Annotated in this window: 23 protein-coding genes; 2 read left to right on the top strand and 21 right to left on the bottom strand. The window is 70.1% G+C overall.

Annotated elements, in window-relative coordinates; translation table 11 throughout:
• The first annotated feature begins 87 nt into the window (after positions 1 to 87).
• Both mmuM and ACZ6WN_RS28850 read left to right on the top strand, forming a co-directional pair.
• Positions 88 to 972 carry a homocysteine S-methyltransferase gene (mmuM, locus tag ACZ6WN_RS28855; protein ID WP_465869679.1) on the top strand — a complete coding sequence of 295 codons (885 nt, stop codon included), beginning with the start codon at positions 88 to 90 and terminating at the stop codon, positions 970 to 972.
• A gap of 148 nt (positions 973 to 1120) precedes the next feature.
• The gene (locus tag ACZ6WN_RS28850) at positions 1121 to 1471 is read left to right on the top strand and encodes a hypothetical protein (RefSeq protein ID WP_465869678.1); all 351 of its coding nucleotides are present in this window, start codon (positions 1121 to 1123) and stop codon (positions 1469 to 1471) included.
• 55 nt (positions 1472 to 1526) lie between these two features.
• On the opposite strand, the gene ACZ6WN_RS28845 is transcribed toward ACZ6WN_RS28850, so the two are convergent.
• From ACZ6WN_RS28845 to rsmH, 21 genes are all read right to left on the bottom strand, one after another.
• On the bottom strand, positions 1527 to 1967 hold the full coding sequence (locus tag ACZ6WN_RS28845) for a GNAT family N-acetyltransferase (protein WP_465869676.1): 441 nt from the start codon (positions 1965 to 1967) through the stop codon (positions 1527 to 1529).
• Positions 1968 to 1971: 4 nt separating this feature from the next.
• Positions 1972 to 2913, bottom strand: coding sequence for an RluA family pseudouridine synthase (locus tag ACZ6WN_RS28840; protein WP_465869675.1), 942 nt, complete (start codon positions 2911 to 2913; stop codon positions 1972 to 1974).
• Complete coding sequence (gene lspA, locus ACZ6WN_RS28835) at positions 2910 to 3527, bottom strand: signal peptidase II (RefSeq protein ID WP_465869673.1); 618 nt, start codon at positions 3525 to 3527, stop codon at positions 2910 to 2912. Before lspA ends, ACZ6WN_RS28840 begins: the two co-directional genes overlap by 4 nt.
• Positions 3500 to 3928 carry a TraR/DksA family transcriptional regulator gene (locus ACZ6WN_RS28830; RefSeq protein WP_091047579.1) on the bottom strand — a complete coding sequence of 143 codons (429 nt, stop codon included), beginning with the start codon at positions 3926 to 3928 and terminating at the stop codon, positions 3500 to 3502. The genes lspA and ACZ6WN_RS28830 overlap by 28 nt, the downstream gene beginning before the upstream one ends.
• A gap of 459 nt (positions 3929 to 4387) precedes the next feature.
• A complete protein-coding gene (locus tag ACZ6WN_RS28825) occupies positions 4388 to 5155 on the bottom strand; it encodes a DivIVA domain-containing protein (RefSeq protein WP_229788310.1) in 768 nt (255 codons plus the stop codon).
• Positions 5156 to 5307: 152 nt separating this feature from the next.
• Complete coding sequence (locus ACZ6WN_RS28820; protein ID WP_160024322.1) at positions 5308 to 5793, bottom strand: cell division protein SepF; 486 nt, start codon at positions 5791 to 5793, stop codon at positions 5308 to 5310.
• A gap of 36 nt (positions 5794 to 5829) precedes the next feature.
• A complete protein-coding gene (locus ACZ6WN_RS28815; RefSeq protein ID WP_465869671.1) occupies positions 5830 to 6531 on the bottom strand; it encodes a YggS family pyridoxal phosphate-dependent enzyme in 702 nt (233 codons plus the stop codon).
• Positions 6531 to 7241: a peptidoglycan editing factor PgeF gene (gene pgeF / locus ACZ6WN_RS28810; RefSeq protein ID WP_465869669.1), complete on the bottom strand. Its 711-nt coding sequence runs from the start codon at positions 7239 to 7241 to the stop codon at positions 6531 to 6533. The genes ACZ6WN_RS28815 and pgeF overlap by 1 nt, the downstream gene beginning before the upstream one ends.
• 39 nt (positions 7242 to 7280) lie before the next feature.
• Positions 7281 to 8513: a cell division protein FtsZ gene (gene ftsZ / locus ACZ6WN_RS28805; RefSeq protein ID WP_465869667.1), complete on the bottom strand. Its 1233-nt coding sequence runs from the start codon at positions 8511 to 8513 to the stop codon at positions 7281 to 7283.
• A gap of 197 nt (positions 8514 to 8710) precedes the next feature.
• Positions 8711 to 9592 (bottom strand): cell division protein FtsQ/DivIB, encoded by an 882-nt coding sequence (locus tag ACZ6WN_RS28800; RefSeq protein ID WP_465869666.1) that lies wholly within the window; start codon positions 9590 to 9592, stop codon positions 8711 to 8713.
• Positions 9593 to 9630: 38 nt separating this feature from the next.
• Positions 9631 to 11049: a UDP-N-acetylmuramate--L-alanine ligase gene (gene murC, locus ACZ6WN_RS28795; RefSeq protein ID WP_465869665.1), complete on the bottom strand. Its 1419-nt coding sequence runs from the start codon at positions 11047 to 11049 to the stop codon at positions 9631 to 9633.
• Entirely contained in the window at positions 11046 to 12122 is a 1077-nt protein-coding gene (gene murG / locus ACZ6WN_RS28790) for an undecaprenyldiphospho-muramoylpentapeptide beta-N-acetylglucosaminyltransferase (RefSeq protein WP_465869663.1), read from the bottom strand. Before murG ends, murC begins: the two co-directional genes overlap by 4 nt.
• Positions 12123 to 12135: 13 nt before the next feature.
• Positions 12136 to 13428, bottom strand: coding sequence for a putative lipid II flippase FtsW (gene ftsW, locus ACZ6WN_RS28785; protein ID WP_465869662.1), 1293 nt, complete (start codon positions 13426 to 13428; stop codon positions 12136 to 12138).
• 94 nt (positions 13429 to 13522) lie between these two features.
• Entirely contained in the window at positions 13523 to 14971 is a 1449-nt protein-coding gene (gene murD, locus ACZ6WN_RS28780) for a UDP-N-acetylmuramoyl-L-alanine--D-glutamate ligase (protein WP_465869661.1), read from the bottom strand.
• Positions 14971 to 16089 carry a phospho-N-acetylmuramoyl-pentapeptide-transferase gene (gene mraY / locus ACZ6WN_RS28775; RefSeq protein ID WP_465869660.1) on the bottom strand — a complete coding sequence of 373 codons (1119 nt, stop codon included), beginning with the start codon at positions 16087 to 16089 and terminating at the stop codon, positions 14971 to 14973. Before mraY ends, murD begins: the two co-directional genes overlap by 1 nt.
• 138 nt (positions 16090 to 16227) lie before the next feature.
• On the bottom strand, positions 16228 to 17793 hold the full coding sequence (locus tag ACZ6WN_RS28770) for a UDP-N-acetylmuramoyl-L-alanyl-D-glutamate--2,6-diaminopimelate ligase (protein ID WP_465869658.1): 1566 nt from the start codon (positions 17791 to 17793) through the stop codon (positions 16228 to 16230).
• 48 nt (positions 17794 to 17841) lie between these two features.
• On the bottom strand, positions 17842 to 19557 hold the full coding sequence (locus ACZ6WN_RS28765; protein ID WP_465869657.1) for an MFS transporter: 1716 nt from the start codon (positions 19555 to 19557) through the stop codon (positions 17842 to 17844).
• A 56-nt stretch (positions 19558 to 19613) separates the two neighbouring features.
• Positions 19614 to 20036 carry a MarR family winged helix-turn-helix transcriptional regulator gene (locus ACZ6WN_RS28760; RefSeq protein ID WP_465869656.1) on the bottom strand — a complete coding sequence of 141 codons (423 nt, stop codon included), beginning with the start codon at positions 20034 to 20036 and terminating at the stop codon, positions 19614 to 19616.
• Between the two features lie 125 nt (positions 20037 to 20161).
• A complete protein-coding gene (locus ACZ6WN_RS28755) occupies positions 20162 to 21985 on the bottom strand; it encodes a peptidoglycan D,D-transpeptidase FtsI family protein (RefSeq protein WP_465869655.1) in 1824 nt (607 codons plus the stop codon).
• 9 nt (positions 21986 to 21994) lie between these two features.
• Complete coding sequence (gene ftsL, locus ACZ6WN_RS28750) at positions 21995 to 22585, bottom strand: cell division protein FtsL (RefSeq protein WP_465869654.1); 591 nt, start codon at positions 22583 to 22585, stop codon at positions 21995 to 21997.
• Positions 22582 to 23577 (bottom strand): 16S rRNA (cytosine(1402)-N(4))-methyltransferase RsmH, encoded by a 996-nt coding sequence (gene rsmH, locus ACZ6WN_RS28745; RefSeq protein WP_465869653.1) that lies wholly within the window; start codon positions 23575 to 23577, stop codon positions 22582 to 22584. Before rsmH ends, ftsL begins: the two co-directional genes overlap by 4 nt.
• Between the last annotated feature and the right edge of the window lie 49 nt (positions 23578 to 23626).

The following is a 23626-nucleotide window of genomic DNA, read 5'->3' as shown; positions in this document are numbered from 1 at the left end:
CGACCTGGGGGAAGGACTACAGACTATCTGGCACCACCGACAAGATCGGTAGGCGGGCCGAGGGTCCCGAGGGGATATCTTCGACTTGTGGTGACAATCCTGGACGGCGGCCTGTCGAACGCCCTCGAAGCACGCGGTCATGACGTCTCCGGCGCCCTGTGGACGGCCCGGCTACTGGACGAGTCGCCGGCCGAGATCGCCGCGGTCCACCGCGCCTACTTCGCCGCCGGCGCCGACGTCGCCACGACCGCCAGCTACCAGGCCAGCGTCCCGGGCTTCGTGGGGGCCGGGATGAGCCAGACGTACGCCACCGAGCTGCTGCGCCGCAGCGTCCGGGTCGCGCGCGAGGTCGCCCAGGAGGCCCCCGGACGCCTGGTCGCGGCCTCCATCGGACCCTATGGCGCCTACCTGGCCGACGGGTCCGAGTACCGCGGCCGCTACGGCGTCTCGGCCAGCGTGCTGCGTGACTTCCACGCACCCCGGCTGGCGCTGCTCGAGACCGAGGACCCCGACCTCATCGCGGTCGAGACCATCCCCGACATCGAGGAGGCCGAGGTGCTCGTCGACCTCCTCGACGACATCGGCCTCCCGGTGTGGTTCTCCTACTCCTGTGCCGGCCCCCGCACCCGCGCCGGCCAGCCCCTGGCAGACGCGCTCGCGCTGGCCGCAGACATCCGCTCGGTGGTCGCGGTCGGCGTCAACTGCTGCGACCCGGCCGACGTACCCGCCGCCGTCCAGCTCGCCACCGCCACCGGCGAGCCCGCCGTCGTCTACCCCAACACCGGCGAGACCTACGCCGACGGCGCCTGGACCGGCACCCCGCACTTCCGCCCCGGCGAGGCCCTCTCCTGGGTCCGTTCCGGAGCCGCGTACGTCGGCGGCTGCTGCCGCGTCGGCCCCGCCGAGATCGCCCTCATCGCCGCCGAGACGTCAGTTCTGCAGGCCGAGGCGTCACCTACGTCGGCCGAGTAGGCAGCGACGTGCCATCTCGGCCGACGCTGATGACGCCTCGACTGTTCTGCCAACGCGCCGGTCATCGGCATGCCACACTCTCGCCGTGCCGCAGCCCTCTGACTCCGCATCGAAGCCGGACACGACCCGCGTCCGCTGGGTCTTGATCGTGGTCATCCTGGTCACCTTCGGGCTCCATCTCGCCGACCCGCAGTGGCTCTCGGAGTCGCAATCCACATCACTTGCGGCGCTGGCCTTGATCGCCATCGGAGCCCTGTGGCAGGTCGTACGCGCCAACGACCCCTCCGATCGGCTCCTTGGCTTCAGCCTTCTCATGCTCGCGGCGGTTCTTCTGGGACTGATGCCCGGCGTCGAAATGGCCGATCCTCCCGACGCATTCCGCAGCATCTTCATACTCGTCGGGCCACCGGTCGGCATGATCCTCGCCGACCCGTGGCTGCGGCGTACGCCTCGGATCGGGGCCGACTCGGTCGCCACAACGGACGATTCGGACAAATGAACTGACGTCTCGGCCGCCAGAAGCGACTTCTCGGCCGGCGGGGGCGACGTCTCGGCTAGGGCCAGGACATCCGTACGTCGGGGGTCTTCTCCTGGTTGGCGGAGCCGTCGGTGCGCTCGACCTCACGCAGGCCGTGGCGTGCGTAGAAGGCTCGCGCGGGGGTGTTCATCTCGAAGACCCACAGGCCGAAGCCGTCGGGGACCAGCGACTTGACCAGATCGAGCAGCATGGTGCCGAGGCCGGTGCCCTGGGCGCGCGGATGGACGAAGAGGTCGTCGAGCCAGGTCGGGGTGAAGGCGACGAAGGCCGAGACGACACCGGCGACCTCCGCGACCCACACCTGCGACCCCGTCTGGGGCGCCAGGACCTTGACCGCGAGCCACTCCCGGATGTCCGACTCGGGGTAGATCGGCACCGGCATCGGCGCGGCGGCACGGGCATCGACGTAGGTGCGCACGATCTCGGCGATGTCCTCGGGCTCCGCGGGACGGAGCACCGCCTCAGTCGGAGTCGCGGATGACATCGAGGGCGTGCTGGAGATCGTCGGGGTAGGTCGACTCGAAGGTGACGTACTCACCGGTCTCCGGATGCTCGAAGCCGAGCTTCACCGCGTGCAGCCACTGCCGCTCGACCCCGACGCGTCGCGCCAGGGCGGGATCGGCGCCGTAGGTGAGGTCGCCGACGCAGGGGTGCTTCAGCGCCGACATGTGGACGCGGATCTGATGGGTGCGCCCGGTCTCGAGATGGATCTCGAGCAGCGAGGCGAACCGGTGCGCCTCGAGCGTCTCGTAGTGGGTCACCGACGGACGTCCGTCCGCGCGGACCGCGAACTTGTAGTCGTACTTCGGGTTGCGTCCGATCGGGGCGTCGATCGTCCCCTCGAGCGGGTCGGGGTGGCCCTGGACCAGCGCGTGGTAGGTCTTGTCGACCGTACGCTGCCGGAACGCGTTCTTGAGGACGGAGTAGGCGTGCTCGGACTTGGCGATCACCATCACGCCCGAGGTGCCGACGTCGAGGCGCTGGACGATGCCCTCGCGCTCCTTGGCCCCCGAGGTGGAGATCCGGAAACCGGCCGCGGCGAGGTGACCGACGACGGTCTGCCCCTGCCAGCCCGGCGAGGGGTGGACGGCCACGCCGACGGGCTTGTCGATCACCACGAAGGCGTCGTCGTCGTAGATGATCTTGATGCCCTCGACGATCTCGGGCTTGATCTCCAGAGGGTCGGCCTGCGAGGGGATCGTCGCGTCGAGCATCGACCCGGCACTGACCCGGTCGCTCTTGGCCACGACCGAGCCGTCCACGGTCACCAGGCCCTCGGAGATCAGCTCCGCCGCGCGGGTGCGGGAGAGGCCGAACAGCCGCGCCATGGCGGCGTCGACCCGCTCCCCCTCCAGACCGTCGGGAACGTGCAGCGTGCGCTGGTCGGCGTGACCGAAGTTCACTTCTTCTCGCCCTCGGACTCGTCCTTCGACGCCTCGTCCGACGTGTCCGACTCGTCCGACTCGTCCGCGGCACCGCCGTCGACCGACCCGTCGAGCCCGATCCCCTTGAACGAGAGGATGACGATCAGCACCGCGGCCACGTTGATGCACATGTCGGCGACGTTGAAGATCGGCCAGTTGGGCAGCTGCAGGAAGTCGACCACGTGCCCGACGTAGAAGCCCGGCTCACGCAGCAGCCGGTCGATCAGGTTGCCGCTGATGCCGGCGACCAGGATCCCGAGCGCGAGGGCCCAGCCCCGGTGGCGCACCCGGCGCGCGAACCAGAGCACGCCGATCGTGGCCACGATCGAGAGCGTCGTGAAGACCCAGGTGTGGCCGGTCCCCGTCGAGAAGGCCGCGCCCGGGTTGCGGATGATGTTGAGCTGGAGCACCGATCCGATCAGCTCCTGCGGCCGCCCGGGAACGAGCGTCGCGACCGCCCAGAGCTTCGTGATCTGGTCGATGACCAGGAGAAACACTGCGACGGTCGCGAACTCAGCCCATCGAACAGGGCGCACGTCGGACTCAGGACCGGTATGTGCGTCGCTCAGCGACGCTCCTCGCGCTGCTTGCATGTCATGCACAGTGTGGCACGCGGGAACGCCATGAGCCGCATCTTGCCGATCGGCTCCCCGCACGACTCACAGATGCCGTACGAGCCGTCCTCGAGGTATCCCAGGACGCGCTCGATCTGGGCCAGCTTGTCCTTCTCGCTGTTGACCACGGTCAGCTCGTGGTCGCGCTCGAAGCTGGTCGCCCCCATGTCGGCCTGGTCCTGCCCGGCGCCGTCACCGGAGTCCTTCATCAGGCCGGAGAGCTCGGTCTCGAGCGCGGTGAGCACCTCGAGGCTGTGAGCCCTCATCTCGTGAAGCTCGTCGATGACCTCGTTGAGCTCATCCTTGGTCCACGGGTCCTCGCCGTCCTTGACCTTCAGCTGGTCAGGAGAGACGACGGTCTTGGTTGCTTTCTTAGGCACGGCACTCGCTTTCTGGTGTGAGACACGGCCTCCGGGCCGCACGGTGGTCAGGTTTGGCTAGGCGCTCGCCGCGGCCACCGACGTGGAAGCCGTGACGTAGGAGCTGGTATTCCCAGAAAGCTCGGGCGTCGTCACCTGGACGCGCCCAACTGCCGCGCTGGCGCGACACCTCTTCGGTACAGACATGGAGTCCCCTTTCTCCTGCCGTCACTTCGCGCCGCCGAGTCGGTGCGGAGTGCGTGCCCGGAATGTAGCCCGGGATTCGGCTCCACTCAACTAACACACCGAAACTCCACGGATATTGGTCCGCAGCGCGGAAAAACCGCACAATCCACGTACAGGACCCGTCTCACCTGCTACAACGCGTTTCTGTGCCGTACCCGTTATGGGGCATGGACATGCGCATCGGCCGGCCCCGCGTCGCGGGACCGGCCGATGGAAGCCTGACTACGAGGGCGCTTAGCCCTCGTCCTCCCCCAGGATGGAGCGCAGACGCTTGGGCGCCGGGCCCGACTCGTTGACGGCGGCCGCCATCACGGGCGCCTGTGACTCAGCCGAGTTGTTGAGCGCGTCGAGCTGCTGCGTGAAGTAGCTCTTCAGGCGGGAACGGTATTCACGCTCGAAGTTGCGCAGGGTGTCGACCTCGGTGGTCAGGTTGTCCTTCTCACGCTCGAGCTCGCCGAAGAGCTGCTGGCGACGCTCGGCGGTCTCGCTGTCGAGCATCTGCGCACGGGTGCGCGCGTCGGCCTCCATGCGGTCGGCCTTCGACTTCGACTCGGCCTCGAGGCGCTCGGCCTTGGTGCGGGCCTCGCCGACGATCTTGTCGGCGTCGTTCTTGGCCGTGTCGATGAGCGCGTCGTGGTTGCGCGTGGCCAGCTCGAGCAGGCGCGCGGCGGCGTTGGACGCCTCCGGCACGGTCTCGACCCGGATCGTCTCGATGCCGCCGGTCTGCGGTGCCTCCTGATACATCGGCATCTGGTGCGAGACCGGCTCAGGCGCCGGCATCGGCTCAGGAGCAGGCGGCTCGGGAGCCATCGGGAAGGACGGACCCCCACCCGACTGCGCAGATGCCAACTTCCCGCGAAGGTCGTCGTTCTCCCGGGTGAGACGTGCCAGTTCGGCCTCGACCTCGTCGAGGAACTGGTCCACCTCGCCCATGTCGTAGCCCTCGCGGAGCCGGACGGGAGTAAAGCGCTTGTTGCTCACGTCCTCTGGCGTCAGCGGCATGACCTCACCCATTCATTACTCGGTTGACTCAGACGTACGGACTGCACCGCCGGGGGGCGGCATCAGGTAATGCTGTCGAAACTCTAGCGCCTGTCCGTAGACATGCCAGACGCGGACCGCATCCAGGCACCTACGAGCAGGTGTCGAAGGCCTCAGCTCTGGTTGAAGAAGCCGCCCTCAACGATCCTCTGCTTGGCCTCAGCCGTGACCGAAACGTTCGCAGGTGAGATAAGAAACACCTTGTTGGTGACCCTCTCGATGTTCCCATAGGTAGCAAAGATCAGGCCGGCCGCAAAGTCGACGAGCCGTTTTGCGTCCGGATCGCTCATCTCGGTGAGGTTCATGATCACCGGCGTGCCGTCGCGGTAGTTCTCGCCGATCTGACGCGCTTCGTTGTAGGACGTCGGGGTCAGCGTGATGATCTTGGAAAGCTCGGTCACCGCGGGCACCACCGTTGCTCGTCGCCGCTCGGAAAGGTCGGCCACCGGAGCCGGACGGGACTGCTTGGACCGCACCGGCGCCTTGACGGCCTCGTGGGAGCGGGTCTCGTCGTCGTCGCCCTCGTAGACATCGTCGTCGTAACCGGTGTCCTCGAGCAGGCCGAGGTATTCACCGAACCTGCGCATCGCGCCGCTCATGTTCCCACCTTCCCCAAAGTATTGCTGTCCGAGACATTACTTGACAGTTGGCCTCTCTCCGAGGACCGCAGACCCGACACGTACGTGTGTCGCGCCATGGGCAATCGCCTGCTCCAGGTCGCCGCTCATCCCCGCCGACAGCACCGTCGCCTCGGGATACTCGACCAGGAAGTCCTCTCGGATCCGCGCCAGCCGGGCGAAAGCCTGCTCCGGGTCCTCGCCGAGGGGCGCGACCGCCATCAGGCCTCGCAGCCGGAGCCCGTCGGTCGCCACGACCTCAGCAGCCAGGTCGCGTACGTCACCGGGATCCGTCCCGGCACGGCCCTCGCGTCCGGGCGGGTCGAGAGAGACCTGCAGGAGCACGTCGAGGATCTGGCCGCGCTCTCCGGCGCCGCGGCTGAGCCGGGGCAGCAGCGAGGAGCGGTCGACGGACTCGACCACGTCGGCGTAGCCGGCCACGGCGGCCGCCTTGTTGGACTGGAGACCGCCGATGTAGTGCCAGCGGAGCCCGAGGTCGGCGCACTCGGCCGCCTTGGCCGCCGCCTCCTGGTGCCGGTTCTCACCGACGTCGGTGACGCCGAGGCCGGCCAGGATGCGTACGTCGGAGGCCGGGAAGAACTTGGTGACCACCACCAGATGGACGTCCTCGGCGGGGCGTCCGGCGGCCTTGGCCGCCGCGGCGATCCGCTCGCGGGTCTCGGCGAGCCCCGCGGCGATCTCATCGGCGCGAGCGGCCATCAGGCACCACGCAGCCGGATCAGGGCGCCCAGCGACATGCCGGCGCCGTCACGGCGGTAGGAGTAGAGGTCCTCGGACTCGCGGGTGCAGCGGCTGGCGTCGACCGTCTCGACACCCTCGCGGGCCAGCTGGGCCAGCACTCCGGCGCCGACGTCGAGGCTCGGGGTGCCCCAGCTCGTGGTGGCGCGCGTGGCCGGCTCGACCGCGGCGATCTCCTCCTGCATCTCGGCAGGCACCTCGTAGCACTTGCCGCACACGTGCGGTCCGACCCAGGCGGTGATCCGGGTCGCGCCGAGCGCGCGCATGCGGGCGAGGGTCTCGGGCACGACCCCGACCGCCATCCCCTTGCGTCCGGCGTGCGCGGCACCGATGACCCCGGCCGCCTCGTCCGCGAACAGCACGGGTACGCAGTCGGCGGTGCGGACCAGCAGCACCAGGTCACGCTCGGTGGTGACGATGCCGTCCGCCTCGGGGCGGGTGCCGCACTCCGCGTCGACGACCGCGTTGCCGTGGACCTGGTAGAGGTCGGCGTAGGGCGCACCGTCGGCGAAGTCGGCCAGCAGCAGCCGATGGTTCTCGGCCTTGGCCTCCGCCGAGTCCGAGCCGTTGACCGCCAGGTTGAGCTCGGCGTACGGAGCGAGACTGACCCCGCCGTACCTGTCGGTGAACGCCAGGTCGACGAGGCCTGCTGAGGCTCGGAACGAATACAAGAAGGACCTACTTCGAGCTGTGCTTACTTGAGGCTGTGCTTACTTGAGGAAATCGGGAACGTCGAGCTCATCATCGCTGAACTGGACGCTCGGAGCGGGCTTCTTGGCGACCGGGGCGGGCTCGGCCGGCGGCGCCGCGGGCGGAGGGGTGGCGGGGGCAGGGGCCGGCTTGGCCGGCGCGGCCGGGGTCTCCTCCGGCTCCTCGGCACGGCGGGTCGCGACGGCGGTGGCCACCGCGGCGGTCTCGCCGTTGTCGGCGGACTGGGAGCCGGTGGAGCGGCCCTGGACGCTGCCGAGCGCGGAGGCACCCTCGCGGCGCTTGGGCATGCCGCCGTCGAAGCCGGCCGCGATCACCGTGACCCGGACCTCGTCGCCGAGCGCGTCGTCGATGGTCGCGCCGAAGATGATGTTGGCCTCCTGGTGGACCGCGTCGGCGACCAGCGCGGCGGCCTCGTTGATCTCGAAGAGACCGAGGTCGGAGCCGCCCGCGATCGAGAGCAGGACCCCGTGGGCGCCGTCGATCGAGGCCTCCAGCAGCGGCGAGGAGACGGCCATCTCGGCGGCCTCGACGCTGCGGTTGTCACCGCGGGCCGAGCCGATGCCCATCAGCGCCGACCCGGCGTTGGACATGACCGACTTCACGTCGGCGAAGTCGAGGTTGATCAGGCCCGGCGTGGTGATCAGGTCGGTGATGCCGGAGACACCCTGGAGCAGCACCTGGTCGGCCTGACGGAAGGCGTCCATCACCGACACGTTGCGGTCCGAGATCGACAGCAGCCGGTCGTTGGGGATGACGATGAGGGTGTCGACCTCCTCGCGGAGCTTGCTGATCCCCTCCTCGGCGGAGTTGGCGCGACGGCGGCCCTCGAAGGCGAACGGGCGGGTCACCACACCGATGGTCAGAGCACCGAGGGAGCGGGCGATCCGGGCCACGACGGGGGCGCCGCCGGTGCCGGTACCGCCACCCTCACCAGCGGTCACGAAGACCATGTCCGCGCCCTTGATGACCTCTTCGATCTCGTCGGCGTGGTCCTCGGCGGCGCTCTCCCCCACGCTCGGGTTGGCGCCGGCACCGAGACCGCGGGTCAGCTCGCGACCGATGTCGAGCTTGACGTCGGCGTCGCTCATCAGCAGGGCCTGGGCGTCGGTGTTGATGGCGATGAACTCGACCCCCTTGAGGCCGACCTCGATCATCCGGTTGACAGCGTTGACGCCGCCGCCACCGATGCCGACGACCTTGATGATCGCCAGATAGTTCTGTGCAGCTCCCACGGTGGTCGCCCCTTCGATCGCTGGTTGGTCCTGACGGCGGGTTCTCAACCCTGACCCTCAACCTGAGGGTTATAGTTATGTCAACCTCGCCGTTCTCAGAACAGTAGGCAGACGTACGTCCTCAAACTGGCGCGACACGCGGACGCAGATCAGTTGTGCCGATCCGTTGCCGTCCGGTAGGGAAGCGCCGTGGCGGATCAGCCGATGCTCTTGCTGGTCACCGGCTGGCCGGGCACCGAGACGTCGTAGTGGGCCACGTCGGGCTCCGCCTTCATCAGCGCGACCAGCACGTCGGCCTTGGTGTCGGACTGGGCGCTGCTCCCCCACACCACCCGCTTGTCGTTGCGCAGCTCCAGCGAGATCGAGTCGACGGTGGTGACCTCGACGTGGTCGACCCTCTTGGCCAGGTCCGCGGGCAGCGCCGAGGCCACCGCGGCGGCCTCGCGCAGCGCGTCGGAGTTGGTGCCGGTCACGGTGTTCACCATCGGCAGGCCGGAGGGCGCCTTCTTGTAGTCCCAGAAGACGGTGCCGGTCTCGTCGAGCGCGCGGAGCCGGCCGCCGATGGAGACAACGGCCACCGGCGTACGTTCGGTGACGTCGACCCGGATCTTGTCGGGCCACTCGCGCGAGACGTTGACCGAGCGCACCATCGAGAGGCCGTTGAGCACGCGCACCTGCACCGCCTCGAGGTCGGCGGTGGCCAGCGGCTCCCCGACGGGGACCGCCGCGAACTCGACGACCTGCTTGGCGCTGGTCATCTTCATCGAGCCGTGCACCGAGGTGCCCTTGACCTGGAGCCAGGTGGAGAAGTAGACCGCCCAGATCCCGCCGAGCAGGAGGGCGATGACCAGGGTGCCGACGATGAGGTAGCGCCAGGCCAGCCAGCGCCGGCGCCACTGGCGCCGGGCGAACGCCTTGCGGCTCTTCAGGGTCGTCGGATCGACCCCCGGGTCGCTGCTCGACTCGGCGCTCGAGTCGGCCTCGGCCTCGGCCGCGCCCTCCTCCGCGTCGAGGTCGAGCTCGTGCTCCCCCGACGCCGACCGGGCGATCTCCAGGGCCTCGGCGATCTCGGTCTCCACGCCCGACCCCTTCTCCGGCATACCCGCCTCCCCCAGCGTTACTGCTCAGCCGTACGTAGCCTGGCGAGCACCATCGGGCCCACCTCGGTCACGGTACCTGCCCCGAGGGTCAGAACCAGGTCACCCGGACGGGCGCGGCGGGCCAGCTCGGCGGCGGCCTCCTCGAGCCCGGCGACGGCGACGACCCGGTCGGGCGGCAGCGGCACCGCGTCGGCGACGAGCTTGCCGGTGACCTCGGGGTCGTAGTCCTCGCGGGCGAGATAGACGTCGAGGACGACCACCTCGTCGGCGGCGCCGAGCACGCGGCCCATCTCCTCACCGAAGATCCGGGTGCGCGAGACCATGTGGGGCTGGAAGGCGACGATGAGCCGCCCCTGCCCGGCCACGGACCGGCCGGAGACGAGGTCGCCGGCGATCTCGGAGGGGTGGTGGGCGTAGGAGTCGTAGACGCGTACGCCTGCGGCCTCGCCCTTGCGCTCCATCCGCCGCCGGGTGCCGGTGAAGGACTCCAGCCCCGCCTTGAGCAGGTCGAAGGAGTGACCCAGGCGCAGCCCCACGGTCAGCGCGGCCAACGCGTCGGCGACGTAGTGGCGACCCGGGATCTGCAGGGTGATCCGGCCCAGCTCGTCGAGCCCGTCGACGACGGTGAAGGAGGAGGTGGTGCCCTCCAGGACGACGTCGACGGCGCGTACGTCGGCCAGCTCCGACTCACCGACGCCGATGAAGCGGCGGCCGAGCGAGTGGGCGACGTGGCGCAGGTCGGCGGCGCCGGGGTCGTCGATGACCGCGACCAGGAACCCGTCGGGAGCCAGCCGCCCCACGAACTGGGCGAAACCTTCGCGGTAGGCCTCCTCGGTCCCCCACTGGTCGAGGTGGTCGGCCTCGACGTTGGTGACGACCGCGGCGTAGGGCTTGTAGACCAGGAACGCGCCGTCGGACTCGTCGGCCTCGGCGACGAACAGGTCGCCCGCCCCCTCGGCGGCGTTGGTGCCCGAGGCGGCCAGCTCGCCACCGACGGTGTAGGTCGGTGCGGCGCCCGCGGCCTGCAGGGAGACGGTCAGCAGCGAGGTGGTGGTGGTCTTGCCGTGGGTGCCGGCGACGGCGAGGACGCGGCGGCCCTCCATCACCGAGGCCAGGCCGGCCGAGCGCGGGTAGATCCGCAGACCCTTCTCGACCGCGGCGACGTACTCCGGGTTGTCCTCGCGGATGGCGGTGGACACGATCAGCGTGTCGACGCCGTCGACCTGGGAGGCGTCGTGACCGACGTAGACGGTCGCGCCCTCCTCACGCAGCGCCGCGACCATCGAGGAGTCGGCGCCGTCGCTGCCGGAGACCTCGATCCCGCGGGCCAGCATGACCCGGGCGATCGCGGACAGGCCCGCCCCACCGATGCCGATGAAGTGGACCCTGCCCAGCTGCTCGGCCGGAAGGATGTGCTCAGGAACGGGAACCCTCATGACTTACCTCCTGCGACGACCTCGAAGATCATCCGTGCCAACCGCTCGTCGGCGTCGCGTGGGACCAGGTCGCTGGCGGCCTTCGACATCGCCTCGAGCCGGGCGCGGTCGGTGACGATCGGGGGTACGTGGCTGGTGACCCACGCGGCGCTCATGTCGGCGTCGGAGACGAGCACGGCGCCCCCGGCGTCGACGACGGCACGTGCGTTGAGCGACTGCTCGCCGTTGCCGATCGGGAGAGGTACGTAGACGGCCGGGACCCCCACGGCGCTCGCCTCGATCACCGAGTTGGCGCCGGAGCGGCAGATCATCAGGTCGGCCGCGGCCAGCGCGAGGTCCATCCGGTCGACGTAGTTGAGGACGTGGTAGCCGGGCCCGGGCGAGGCGAGCTCGTTCTTCGGGCCGATCACGTGGAGCACCTGGATGCCGTTGCTGGCCAGCGCCCGGTAGGCGCCGGAGACCGACTCGTTGATCGTCCGGGCGCCCTGCGAGCCGCCGGTGACCACGATCGTGGGGCGGTGCTGGTCGAGGCCGAAGAAGCTGCGCGCCTCGGCGCGCAGCGCCCAGCGGTCCATCGTCGAGATCATCCGGCGGATCGGCAGCCCGATGTATTCGGCCTTGGGCAGCTTGGTGTCCGGGAAGCTCACCGCGACCCGGTCGGCGACCCGCGCACCCGCCTTGTTGGCCAGACCCGGCATCGCGTTGCCCTCGTGCACGACGATCGGGATGTGGCGCCGCTTCGCGGCGAGGTAGGCCGGCATCGAGACGTACCCTCCGTAGCCGACGACCACGTCGGGCCGGACCCGGTCGAGCACCTCGTAGGTCGCGTCGACCGCGCCCTTGAGGTTGGCCGGCACCTTCAGCAGGTCGCTGCTGAGCTGGCGCGGCATCGGGACCGGCGGGATCAGCTCGAGCGGGTAGCCCGCGGCGGGGACCACCTGGTTCTCCAGGCCGCGAGGCGTACCGAGGCAGGTCACCTCCACGCTGGGGTCGAGACGGCGCAGGGCGTCAGCCGTGGCGAGCAGAGGGGATGTGTGTCCAGCGGTGCCACCGCCGGCGAGGAGGGCCTTCATGATGCGTCAGAACTTATCTGGTGCGTTGAGCGGATCGGTAGGCGGCTGCCTGGCGCGCGCGATCCTTTGCCAAGGCTTTACGCTGCTTCAGCGCCGCCGCCGCTGCGGGTTCACGACGGGCGAAGCCGATCACGACGCCCAGCGCCACCATCGACGGGATCAGCGCCGAGCCGCCGTAGGAGACCAGCGGCAGCGGGATGCCGATGACCGGCAGCAGCGCGAGCACCATGCCCACGTTGATGATCATCTGGCCCAGCAGCCAGACCAGCACGCCGAAGCTGAAGTAGCGTACGAACGGCCGGTCGGTCTGGCGCGCGACCTTGACCAGCGCGAAGGCGAGGGTCAGGAACAGGCCGACGACGAGCAGGGTGCCGACCAGGCCGAGCTCTTCGCCGAGCACCGCGAAGATGTAGTCGGTGTGGGCCTCGGGCAGGTCGCCCCACTTCTGCTGCGAGGCCCCGATCCCCTGCCCCAGGACGCCGCCCGAGCTGAGCGCGTAGAGACCGTGGGAGGGCTGCCAGCCCTGCCCGTGGTAGTCCTTGAACGGGTCGACGAAGCTGGTCAGCCGGGCAAGCCGCTCGGTGTCGGTGCTGATCAGGAACAGCACCGAGACACCGATGATCGAGATCGCGATCCCGAACAGCCGCCCGGGCGCGCCGACCACCCACAGCATCCCGAGCACGATCGCGAAGAAGACCAGGGCGGTGCCGAGGTCCTTGCCGGCGAGGACGAGCCCGGTGGCCACCGCGATGCCGGGCAGGACCGGCATCAGCACCTCGTGGAGGCTGTCGAGCCGGCGGTCCTTGAGCGCGTAGACGTGGGCGGACCACAGCACGATCGCGAGCTTGGCGATCTCGGACGGCTGGATCTTGATCGGGCCGGCGCCGATCCAGTTCTGCTGGCCGTTGACGTCGTGGCCCAGGAAGATGGTCAGGAAGAGCAGCACGCAGGCGACGACGTATCCGGGCCACGCCAGCCGGCGCAGGTGCTTCGGCCTGATCCTGGAGGCGATGAACGCGCACGGGATGCCGATGATCACCCAGAGCACCTGCCGCCCGACGATCGCGTAGGAGTTGCCCATGTACTGGTAGGCCCACACGCTCGAGGCGCTCAGCACCATGATCAGCCCGATGGTGAGCAGCAGCGCGGTGCTGGTGAGCAGCAGGTAGTAGGCGGCCAGCGGCCGGTTCAGCGCCACCCGCAGCGCGTGGAACCAGGCCTTGAGATAGCCCAGGACCGACTTCGGGTACGCCTTGGCCGGCTCCGCCGGGCCGGGACCGGTCTGGTCGGGGCTGGTGGTCGTCACGGCCTACCTCCCAGTTGCGGTGCGACGTACGTCCATTACATTCTCGCCGCCGTCTCCGCGATCGCGGTGCATCTGCCCCGCGTGTCGCCCCACGCTAGAGCTGGCGGCGTACGGCCTCGGCGAAGGCCTCGCCGCGGGCCTTGTAGTCGCGGAACTGGTCCTGGCTGGCGCAGCCGGGGGCCAGGAGCACGGTGTCGCCGGGCTTGGCCAGGGCGGCGGCGATCTCGACGGCCTCGGTCAGGGCGGCCTGGCCGTCGGGGTCGTCGAGCTCGACGATCTCGAGGTCACCGGCGTGGGCGGCGAGGGCGGAGGCGATGACGTCGCGGTCCTGGCCGATCAGGATGACGGCCCGCAGCCGGTCGTGGATGGAGGCGACCAGGTCCTCGAAGCGGGCACCCTTGGCCAGCCCGCCGGCGATCCAGATCACCGGGTCGTAGGCCTGGAGCGAGGCCTGGGCGGCGTGCGGGTTGGTCGCCTTGGAGTCGTCGACCCAGGTGACGCCGCCGGACTCGGCCACGACCTCGATGCGGTGACCGTCGGGGCGGAACGACTTCAGCCCGTCGCGTACGGCGGCCTGGGAGACCCCGTGCGCCCGGGCGAGCGCGGCCGCGGCCAGCGCGTTCTGCACGTAGTGGGGTGCGGAGGAGGCGAGGTCGGAGATCTGGCACAGCTCCGCGGCGGAGGTCTGCCGCTCCTCGATGAAGGCCCGGTCGACCAGGATGTCCTCGACGATCCCGAGCTGCCCCACCGCCGGGGTGCCGAGGGTGAAGCCGATCGCGCGGGCGCCCTCGACGACGTCGGCCTCCTCGACCAGGTGCATCGTGGCCTCGTCGGCGACGTTGTAGACGCAGGCCCGCTCGACGCCCTCGTAGACGCGGCCCTTGTCGGCGGCGTACTCCTTCATCGAGGGGTACCAGTCGAGGTGGTCCTCGGCGATGTTGAGCACGACGGCGGCCTCGGCGCCCATCGAGGAGGTGTAGTGGAGCTGGAAGGAGGAGAGCTCCACGGCGAAGACGTCATAGGGCTCGGGGTCCATCACGGCCTCGACGATCGGCAGACCGACGTTGCCGACGGCGACGGAGCGGAGCCCAGCCGTACGCAGGATGTTGTCGAGCATCTGCACGGTCGTGGTCTTGCCGTTGGTGCCGGTGACCGCCAGCCAGGGGGCGGCGTTGTCGGGGTCGCGCAGCCGCCAGGCCAGCTCGACCTCTCCCCAGATCGGGATCCCGCGCTCGCGCGCCTGAGCCAGCAGCGGAGCCGTCGGCCGCCAGCCGGGAGAGGTGACCACGACGTCGACGTCGTCGGGCAGCACGTGGGTGGCACCCTCGCCGAGGCGTACGTCGGCACCCAGGATGCCGAGGAGCTTGGCCTTCTCCTGACGCTCCTCGTCGCCCGGCGACTCGTCCAGAGCGATCACCGAGGCACCCAGGTGGGTGAGGTTGTCGGCGGCGGCGAAACCGGAGACGCCGAAGCCGGCCACGACCGCCTTCACGCCCTCCCAGGAGTCGTTGCGACCGAGCTTGTCGAGGTTGTCAAGGTCCATCAGATCGTCGCCACCCATTCGGCGTAGAAGATTCCCAGGCCGGCGGCCACGAACAGGCCCGTGATGATCCAGAACCGGATGACCACGGTGACCTGCTCCCAGCCGAGCAGCTCGAAGTGGTGATGGATCGGTGTCATCCGGAAGATCCGCTTCGGAGTTCCGGTCAGGCGCCGGGAGAGCTTGAACCAGCCCACCTGCAGCATCACCGCCGAGGTCTCCATGACGAAGAGGCCGCCGAGGATGATCAGCAGGAACTCGGTGTGCGACAGGATCGCGAAGCCGGCCAGCACGGAGCCGAGCGCGAGCGAGCCGGTGTCGCCCATGAAGATCTTCGCGGGGCTCGCGTTCCACCACAGGAAGCCGATGCACGCGCCGCTGATCGCGGCGCCGAGGATCGCCATGTCGAGCGGGTCGCGCACCTCGTAGCAGGTGCCGATCTCCACGCTCGGGCGGCCGCAGCGCTGGTTGTTCTGCCAGATCGAGATGATCGTGTAGGCGGCGAAGACGATCGCCGAGGAGGCCGCCAGCAGACCGTCGAGGCCGTCGGTGAGGTTGGTGGCGTTGGACGTGCCGGTGACCATGATCCAGAAGATGGCCAGCAGCAGCGCGCCACCGAGCCAGAACAGGATGCCGTCGCCGCCGAGGAAGTGGGGTCCGAAGTCGCGGATGAAGGAGAGCTGGTCGGCCGCGGGTGTGATGCCGTCGGCGTTGGCCAGGCCGGGGTGGATCGCCACCGCGCCGAAGCCCACCGCCACCAGCGTCTGCCCGACCATCTTGGACCACGCGCGCAGACCGAGGTTGCGCTGCATGAAGACCTTGATGAAGTCGTCGACGAAGCCGACCGCCGCCATACCCACCAGGAGGAAGAGCAGCAGGTAGGCCGTCGCGCTCGGGGCGTCGCCGGTCAGCAGCTTGGCCGCGAAGTAGCCCACGACAACCGAGATCACGATCGCGACGCCACCCATGGTCGGGGTGCCGCGCTTGGTGCGGTGGGTCGTCGGCCCGTCCTCGCGGATCTCCTGGCCATAGCCCAACTTCGTGAACTGTACGATCGCAAATCGGGTGCCGAGCAGCGAGAACAGAAGCGCAATCGCTCCGCTCAGCAAGATCGCTCTCATGTCAGCCGGGTGCCTTCCTTGCCATGCCGTTCCTGGTCCTTGCCCCCGGGCCGGTGTGCATAGCGAAGACACCGGCCCCGGGCATTCTTCCCTACGGCTTCGCCGGCTCTGCGGCACCCCGCCGTATCAGCGCATCGATCACTGTTCCGCCAACGCCGCGCGCACGACCTCGCGGTCGTCGAACGGGTGCGTGACGCCGTTGATCTCCTGGCCCGTCTCATGCCCCTTACCTGCGACGACGACGATATCGCCGGGCTCGGCGAGGCTGATCGCGCGGACGATCGCGGCCCGCCTGTCACCGATCTCCTCGACGTCCGCGCTCCCGCCGGTCGTGCCCTCCAGCACCTGTCGCCGGATGCTCGCCGGGTCCTCGGTGCGAGGGTTGTCGTCGGTGACGATCACGTGGTCGGCCAGACGCGCGCTGATCTCCCCCATGATCGGCCGCTTGCCGGTGTCGCGGTCCCCCCCGGCACCGATCACCACGATCAGCCGGGACTCGGTCAGCGGACGGAGCGTGCCGAGCGCGGCCTCGACCGCGTCCGGCTTGTGGGCGTAGTCGACCACGACGGTGAACGGCTGGCCCTCGTCGATCCGCTCGAGGCGTCCCGGGACGCCCGAGCCCTTCGCGAGGGCGGTGGCGACACTGCGTACGACGTCTGCCGAAGCGGAGCCCGAGGCATCGTGCGCAGTCTGGTAGGCGTGGTGGATGCTCGCCAGGGCCGCCAGGGTGTTGCTGACGTTGTAGTCGCCGGCCAAGGGGCTGGCGGCCGGGAACGAGAGCCCGTCGGGGCCGTGGACGGTGAAGCTGGAGCCGTCGGGGCGCAGCTCCACGTCGGTGGCGCGCCAGTCGGCGGCGTCGTCGTGCAGGGCGTAGGTGAGGATCGGGATGGTCGCCTCGGCGGCGAGTCGGCGGCCGTGCTCGTCGTCGATGTTGACGATGCCCGACATCGCCCGCTCCGGAGTGAACAGGTCGGCCTTCGCGGCGTAGTAGTCCTCCACCGTCTCGTGGAAGTCGAGGTGGTCGCGGCCCAGGTTGAGGAAGACGGCGACGTCGAAGACGACGCCGTCGACGCGGCCCATCACCAGGGCGTGGGAGGAGACCTCCATGGCGCACGCCTCGGTCCCCTCCTCGACCATCCGGGCGAAGAGACCGTGCAGGTCGGGAGCCTCGGGCGTGGTCAGCGGCGTCTTGACGTCGCGCCCACCGATCCGGGTGCCGACGGTGCCGATGACGCCGGCCCGGTGGCCGGCGTCGAGCAGCGCGCTCTCGGCCAGCCGGGTGGTCGTCGTCTTGCCCTGGGTGCCGGTCACCCCGATCAGCCGCAGCCTGCCCGACGGGTTGCCGTAGACGCGTGCCGAGAGCGCGCCGAGCACCTTGCGCGGCTGCTCGACGAGCAGCACCGGCACCTCGGCGAGACCCTGGGCCTCCAGCTGGGCGGCACCGGCCGCGTCGGTGAGCACGGCGACCGCTCCAGCCTCGACGGCCCCCGCGGCGTAGCCGGCGCCGTGCGCCCGGCTGCCGGGGAGCGCGGCGTAGAGGTCACCGGGCAGCACCCGTTGGGAGCTCAGCGTGACCCCGGTGACCCGGGCCTCGCCGCGCACCTCCAGGCCGAACTCGCCGGCCAGGTCGGCCAGCCTCACCGGCTCGGTCACTCGCGGGCGGGTCGGGCTCTGGGGATCCGCCGTCTCGTACGCACTGCTCACCTGCCGAAGGTTATCCGCCCGGCGGGACCAGGTCCCGCCGGGCCGACCTCAGGCGTGGCGCAGCTGGGTGAGCGCCGCGGCACTGAGCTCGTGCGGCTCCTGGCCGGGAACGACGAGCACGACGGGTACGCCGGCGTTCCGCACGACCGCGGAGGTGATCGAACCGTCGGCGAGCTGCGCGGCACGGCCGCGGGGCGAGGAGCCGAGCGCGATCGTGCGGACCCGGGCCTCGGTGGCGTACCTGGCCAGCTCCACCCCGGCGCTGGCGTGGTCGCCGACGCTGTGCAGCACCAGGCCGGTCGCGGTCACCCCGCGGGCGGCGAGACGGTCCAGGTGGGCGCGGACGGTCGCGGCGGCCGTCTCCGGCTCCTCCGCGTCGATCGCCAGCTCCTCGACGACCTCGGTCTCGCGGACGTGGACCACCTCCAGCGGCGCGCCCTCGGCGGCGGCGATCTCGGCGGCCCGGTCGACGACCGCGTCCGCGTCGAGGGTGGCGCCGACGGCGACCAGCACCGGCCGGCCCTCACCGCGGACCGGCCCGACGGGCTCGAGCGTCGGCGCGACCGGCTCGGCGGTCTCACCGGACTCGGCGGCGGTGATCAGCTTGTGGCCGCTGGCCAGGACGGGGATCGCGATCAGGAACGCGGCGGCGCCGACGTAGAAGGCCACCGACTGGTCGGTCGCCTCGGCGATCTTGCCCGCCGCGAACGGCGCGAGGCCACCGCCGATGAAGCGTACGAACCCGTAGGCCGACGAAGCGATCGGCCGCTCCACCGGCGAGACCAGCATGACCGCCTGGGTGGTCAGCGTGTTGTTGAGGCCGACGAAGATGCCGGAGAGGATCACCGCCACGATGACCACGGTCGGCGAGGAGACGCCCAGGCCGATGACGGCGAGCAGGATGCCGAGACCGAGCAGGTTGACGTAGAGGGTCGGCGCGGTGCCGAAGCGGCGCTGCGCCCACGGCGCGCCCCACACCGCGAAGACGGCGACCAGGATGCCCCAGGCGAAGAAGACCCAGCCGAGCTGCAGCGGGTCGTGCAGCCCCATCGGGTAGGGCGCGTAGCCGAGCAGGGTGAAGAAGCCCCAGTTGTAGAGCAGCGCCATGATGCCCATGGTCAGCAGCCCGCGGTGGCGCAGCGCGGCGAGCGGGGCGAGCAGGGTGACCTTCTTCTCCGGCTTGGGCGTCGGCGGCAGGAAGACCAGGGTGGCGACCAGCGCGATCGCCATCAGCGCGGAGACACCGAAGAACGGGCCCCGCCACGAGATGCCACCGAGGACGCCGCCCAGGAGCGGGCCGACCGCGATGCCGAGGCCGAGCGCGGTCTCGTAGAGGATGATCGCTCCCGCGAACCCACCGGTCGCCGAGCCGACGATGACGGCGAGGCTGGTGGAGATGAACAGCGCGTTGCCCAGGCCCCAGCCGGCCCGGAAGCCGACGATGCCGTCGACCCCGTCGACGGTCCCGGCCAGTCCGGCGAACACGACGATCAGCACCAGGCCGAGGATCAGCGTCCACTTCGCGCCGATCCGGCTGGAGACCCAGCCGACGCCGATCATCGCCACGGCGGTGACCACGAGATAGCTGGTGAACAGCAGGGACACCTGCGCGGGCGTCGCCGCCAGCTCCTCGGCGAGCACCGGCAGGATCGGGTCGACGAGCCCGATGCCCATGAACGACACCACGCAGGCGAACGCGACCGCCCACACGGCGCGTGGTTGCTTGAACGGACTTGCGGCAGCTGCCCCTGGGTGGGAGCTCATACTTCTTGCCTCTTCTCAGACATGGATGTGGTACGCGTCGCCGGCAGGCCGGCGCGTCAGGAATCGAGCACGGCGTCGACGAGCCGGTCCAGGGCCGGCAGCGCCGCCGCGATGGCGGCACGGTCCTCCGCGGAGACCCGGGCCAGGGCGGCGTCGAGCACACCGGCTCGCTGCCCGCGCCTGGTCTCGAGGACCTCTCGCCCGGCGTCGGTGATCTCGACCAGGACCGCCCGCCGGTCGGCGTCATCGGCGACCCGAGCGAGCATCTCCTGCTGGGTGAGCCGGTTGACCAGCTGCGTCATCGCGGGCTGGGACACTCCGGCGATCCTGGCCAGGTCGGTGACCCGCTGCGTCCCGGTCCGGGCCAGCACACCGAGCACCGTCGCCGCGGTCGGCGAGATGTCGCCCGCGGTCGACACCTCGCGCACCAGTCGCACCACCTTCTCGAGGGCGAGCGAGAGATCACGTCCGGAAGCCATACTCACAGGTAAAACATAACATACCTATGTTATGCATCGCCAGCCGCGGTAACACGGCGTCAGCACGGGTAGCAGCGTGCTGTAGCCCGCTGCTACCCGTGCGAACACCGTGTTACCCCGCGGGCTCACCAACCAGTGGGCATCTTCGACGGCTCGGTGCCGGTCGGCGGGACGCCGTAGCGGCGCAGGGCGAAGGACATGATCTGGGAGAAGACGGGGCCGGTGACGGTGCCACCGCCGCCGCCGTTGCCCGGGTTGTGGATGGCCACGTAGACCGTGAACCGCGGGTCGTCGGTGGGGGCGAAACCGCCGAAGGAGACGGTGGTGGTGCCGTCGTAGCACTTGCACTCGGAGTTGACCCGCTGCGCGGTGCCGGTCTTGCCGGAGACGCGGTAGCCCTCGACGGCAGCCTGCGGTGCGGTGCCGTTGACCGGGTCGTTGATGACCCGCTCCATCATCTCCCCCGTCTGGGCGGCGGCCTCCTCGGAGACCACGCGGGTGCGCTGCGCCGTGTCGGTGCCGACCTCGGCGCCGGAGTTGTTGGTGGCGCTCCCGGCGATCAGGCTGGGGTCGATGCGTACGCCGCCGTTGGCGATCGTGTTGAGCGCCGCGGTCATCTGCACGGCGTTGACCGAGATCGACTGGCCGAAGTCGATGCGGTCCTCGTCGGCCGGGTTCCAGGTCTCCGGCGAGGCGAGCAGACCGGCCGACTCGGTGTCGAGACCGAGGCCGGTGCGCCGGCCCTGGCCGAAGGCGGCCAGGTAGTCGCGCAGCTGGCCGTCGGCGTACTTGTCCGCGGCCATGACGGTGCCGATGTTGGAGGACTTCGAGATCACCCCGGCCAGGGTGAGCTTCTCCATGCCGTGCTCGTACCAGTCGTGGATGTCGGCGTCGCCTGAGCGGTAGGAACCAGGCACCTTGAGCCGGGTCGAGGGCGAGACGAGCCCCTGGTCGAGGAGGCCGGCGACGGTGAGCACCTTCTGCACCGAGCCGGGCTCGTAGACGTTGGAGAGCGCGTTGCTCCCGCGCAGCGACTTCGGCGAGGCCGCCGGGTCCCGGGCATCGAAGGTCGGGTAGTCAGCCAGGCTCAGGATCTCACCGGTCTGGGTGTCCATGACCACCGCCATCCCCGACTCCGCACGCGACTTCTGCACGGCGTCCATCAGGGTCTGCTGCACGTAGTACTGCAGGTCGCGGTCGATGGTGAGGGTCAGGTCGTTGCCGTCGACGGGGTCGACGCGGTTGTTGGTGCCCAGCGGCATCCGGGTGCCACTGACCGGGCTGGTCGCGTCGTACTCGGCATGACCATCCTTGCCGGCCAGGTGCTTGTCGAAGGCGGCCTCGAGACCCGCCAGCGGGCCGTCGTTGCCGAGGAAGCCGACCAGGTTGGCCGCCACGTCGCCGTTGGGGTAGTTGCGCAGCGGGTCGCGGCTGGTCCACAGCCCCTGGTAGCCCTCCTTCTTCGCCTTCTCCACCGCGGCGGTCGCCTGGGTCGCGGGCACCTGACGCTTGATGTACTGGAACCGGCTGCCGTCCTTGCGGAGCTTGGCCAGCGCCGAGGCGTAGTCGACCCCGAGCTCCTTGGCCAGGAATGCGGCGATCGCCGGGGCGTCCTTCTTGGTCTGCTTCGGGTCGGCCAGCACCATCAGCCCGTCGGAGGAGTCGGCCAACGCCTCGCCGTCACGGTCGAGGATCTCGCCGCGCTCGGCGGGCAGCACGACATCGACGACGTTCTCGGCGGCCGCCATCGCGGCGTACGAGTGCGGGTCGATGCCCTGCAGCTGCACCAGCCGGCCCCCGAAGACCGAGAGCACCATCGCCACCAGGATGAAGCCGACGCGGAGCCGGATGTGCACCGGCCCGCGTCGCTGCGTCGCCTTCGGCGTGGACCGCGCAACAGGGCGTCGCGCCGGCCGGGGGACCTGCCGCTTGACCTGTCGCTGGGCCATCGCGCTCCCCTACCGAGCCTCGCCCGAGGACGTACGCTGCTGCTCCTCGGCCGCCTGCTTCTCCGCCTCTTCCTGAGCACGCTTCTTCTCGGCGAGCTCGGCCTTCTTCTTCGCGGCGGCGGCCTCGGCCGCCTTCTGCTCGGCGACCAGCACGCTGTAGGGCTTGGCGACCTTCGGGTGCAGCGGCGGCGTCGCGGAACGGTCGGCCGGAGCCGCCTCGCCCTCGACCTTCGCCTCGGGGACCCGCAGCATGGCCGCGTTCTGCGGGATGACCATGCCGAGATCCTTCGCCTTGGCGGCGATCTTGTGCGGGTCCTCCATCTTCTTCAGCTCCCCGTCGAGCGCCTGCTCGCGGGCGGCCAGCGTGGTCGCCTGCTCCTGGAGCCGCTGCTCCTGGAAGGCCGACTGCTGCATGGAGGTGTTGAAGACGAGCAGACCCACGACGCCACCGACGAGCAGCATGGAGACGAGCACGACGAACGGCAGCCGCGGGGCCATCGGGGCAGGCAGCGGCGCCGGGACGGCGGTGAGCCGGGTCTGGGTCTCGGTGGCCCGGTCCGGGCTGCGCCCGGGCGCCTGTGGCGCGGCGGCGATGCTCATCTGGTTGCTCCAGTGGTCTTGGGACGGTTGGTTCGGGGCTTGGTGCGCTCCACCGCGCGCAGTCGCACCGAGGCGGCGCGCGGGTTCTCCTCGATCTCCTCGGCGTTGGCCTGCTCGGCACCACGGGTGAGCAGGCGGAAGGACGGCTCGGCCTCCGGCGGCACCACCGGCATGTCGGGAGGTACGTCCAGCTTGGTCGCCTCGGCGAAGGCCCGCTTGGTGAGCCGGTCCTCGAGCGAGTGGTAGGACTCGACCACCACCCGGCCACCGAGACCGACGGCCTCCAGCGAGTCCGGCAGTGCCTGACGTAGCGCCCCGAGCTCGTCGTTGACCTCCATCCGCAGCGCCTGGAAGGTGCGCTTGGCCGGATGTCCGCCGGTGCGACGGGCAGGTGCGGGGATCTCGGCGTAGAGGAGCTCCACCAGCGGCCCGCTCGTCGTGAACGGCACCTTCTCGCGTCGGTTGACGATGGCGTAGGCGATCTTCTTGGCGAACTTCTCCTCGCCGTAGTCCCGCAGGATCCGGGTCAGGTCCGCCGCGGAGTAGGTGTTGAGGACGTCCGCCGCGGTCTGACCCTGGGTGGCGTCCATCCGCATGTCGAGCGGTGCGTCCTCCGCGTAGGCGAAGCCGCGCTCGCGCTGGTCGAGCTGCATCGAGGAGACGCCGAGGTCGAAGAGCACCGCCTGGACCTCGTCCAGGCCCTGCCCGGCGACGACGTCGAGGATCTCGTCGTAGACCGCGTGGACGCCTGTCCACCGGTCGCCGAAGCGGGCCAGCCGCTCCCCGGCGATGCCGAGGGCATAGGTGTCACGGTCGATGCCGATCACGCGCGATCCGGGGATCCGCTCGAGGACGGCCTCGGTGTGACCGCCGTGACCGGTCGTGCAGTCGACGAGCACGCCACCATCGGCGAGCGCGGGCGCGAGCAGGTCGACGATGCGGTCGAGCATCACCGGCACGTGCTTCTGGTTCGTCACCGCCTCGACCCCCATCGCACGGCTTCGTCTGGTGTGTGTTCTCCCCCGCCTCTGGCAGAGCCAC

The sequence above is a fragment of the Nocardioides sp. NPDC054178 genome (assembly GCF_055585005.1).
This window is presented reverse-complemented; position numbering and strand designations above follow the sequence as displayed.

Excerpts from the sequence above, each read along its gene's own strand:
- murG (WP_465869663.1), bottom strand. The coding sequence starts at position 12,122 with ATGAAGGCCCTCCTCGCCGGCGGTGGCACCGCTGGACACACATCCCCT.
- murC (WP_465869665.1), bottom strand. The coding sequence starts at position 11,049 with ATGAGGGTTCCCGTTCCTGAGCACATCCTTCCGGCCGAGCAGCTGGGC.
- ACZ6WN_RS28820 (WP_160024322.1), bottom strand. The coding sequence starts at position 5,793 with ATGAGCGGCGCGATGCGCAGGTTCGGTGAATACCTCGGCCTGCTCGAG.
- ACZ6WN_RS28755 (WP_465869655.1), bottom strand. The coding sequence starts at position 21,985 with ATGGCCCAGCGACAGGTCAAGCGGCAGGTCCCCCGGCCGGCGCGACGC.
- ACZ6WN_RS28765 (WP_465869657.1), bottom strand. The coding sequence starts at position 19,557 with ATGAGCTCCCACCCAGGGGCAGCTGCCGCAAGTCCGTTCAAGCAACCA.
- murD (WP_465869661.1), bottom strand. The coding sequence starts at position 14,971 with ATGGACCTTGACAACCTCGACAAGCTCGGTCGCAACGACTCCTGGGAG.
- ACZ6WN_RS28825 (WP_229788310.1), bottom strand. The coding sequence starts at position 5,155 with ATGCCGCTGACGCCAGAGGACGTGAGCAACAAGCGCTTTACTCCCGTC.
- lspA (WP_465869673.1), bottom strand. The coding sequence starts at position 3,527 with ATGCAAGCAGCGCGAGGAGCGTCGCTGAGCGACGCACATACCGGTCCT.
- ACZ6WN_RS28815 (WP_465869671.1), bottom strand. The coding sequence starts at position 6,531 with ATGGCCGCTCGCGCCGATGAGATCGCCGCGGGGCTCGCCGAGACCCGC.
- ACZ6WN_RS28760 (WP_465869656.1), bottom strand. The coding sequence starts at position 20,036 with ATGGCTTCCGGACGTGATCTCTCGCTCGCCCTCGAGAAGGTGGTGCGA.
- mraY (WP_465869660.1), bottom strand. The coding sequence starts at position 16,089 with ATGAGAGCGATCTTGCTGAGCGGAGCGATTGCGCTTCTGTTCTCGCTG.
- rsmH (WP_465869653.1), bottom strand. The coding sequence starts at position 23,577 with ATGGGGGTCGAGGCGGTGACGAACCAGAAGCACGTGCCGGTGATGCTC.
- ftsL (WP_465869654.1), bottom strand. The coding sequence starts at position 22,585 with ATGAGCATCGCCGCCGCGCCACAGGCGCCCGGGCGCAGCCCGGACCGG.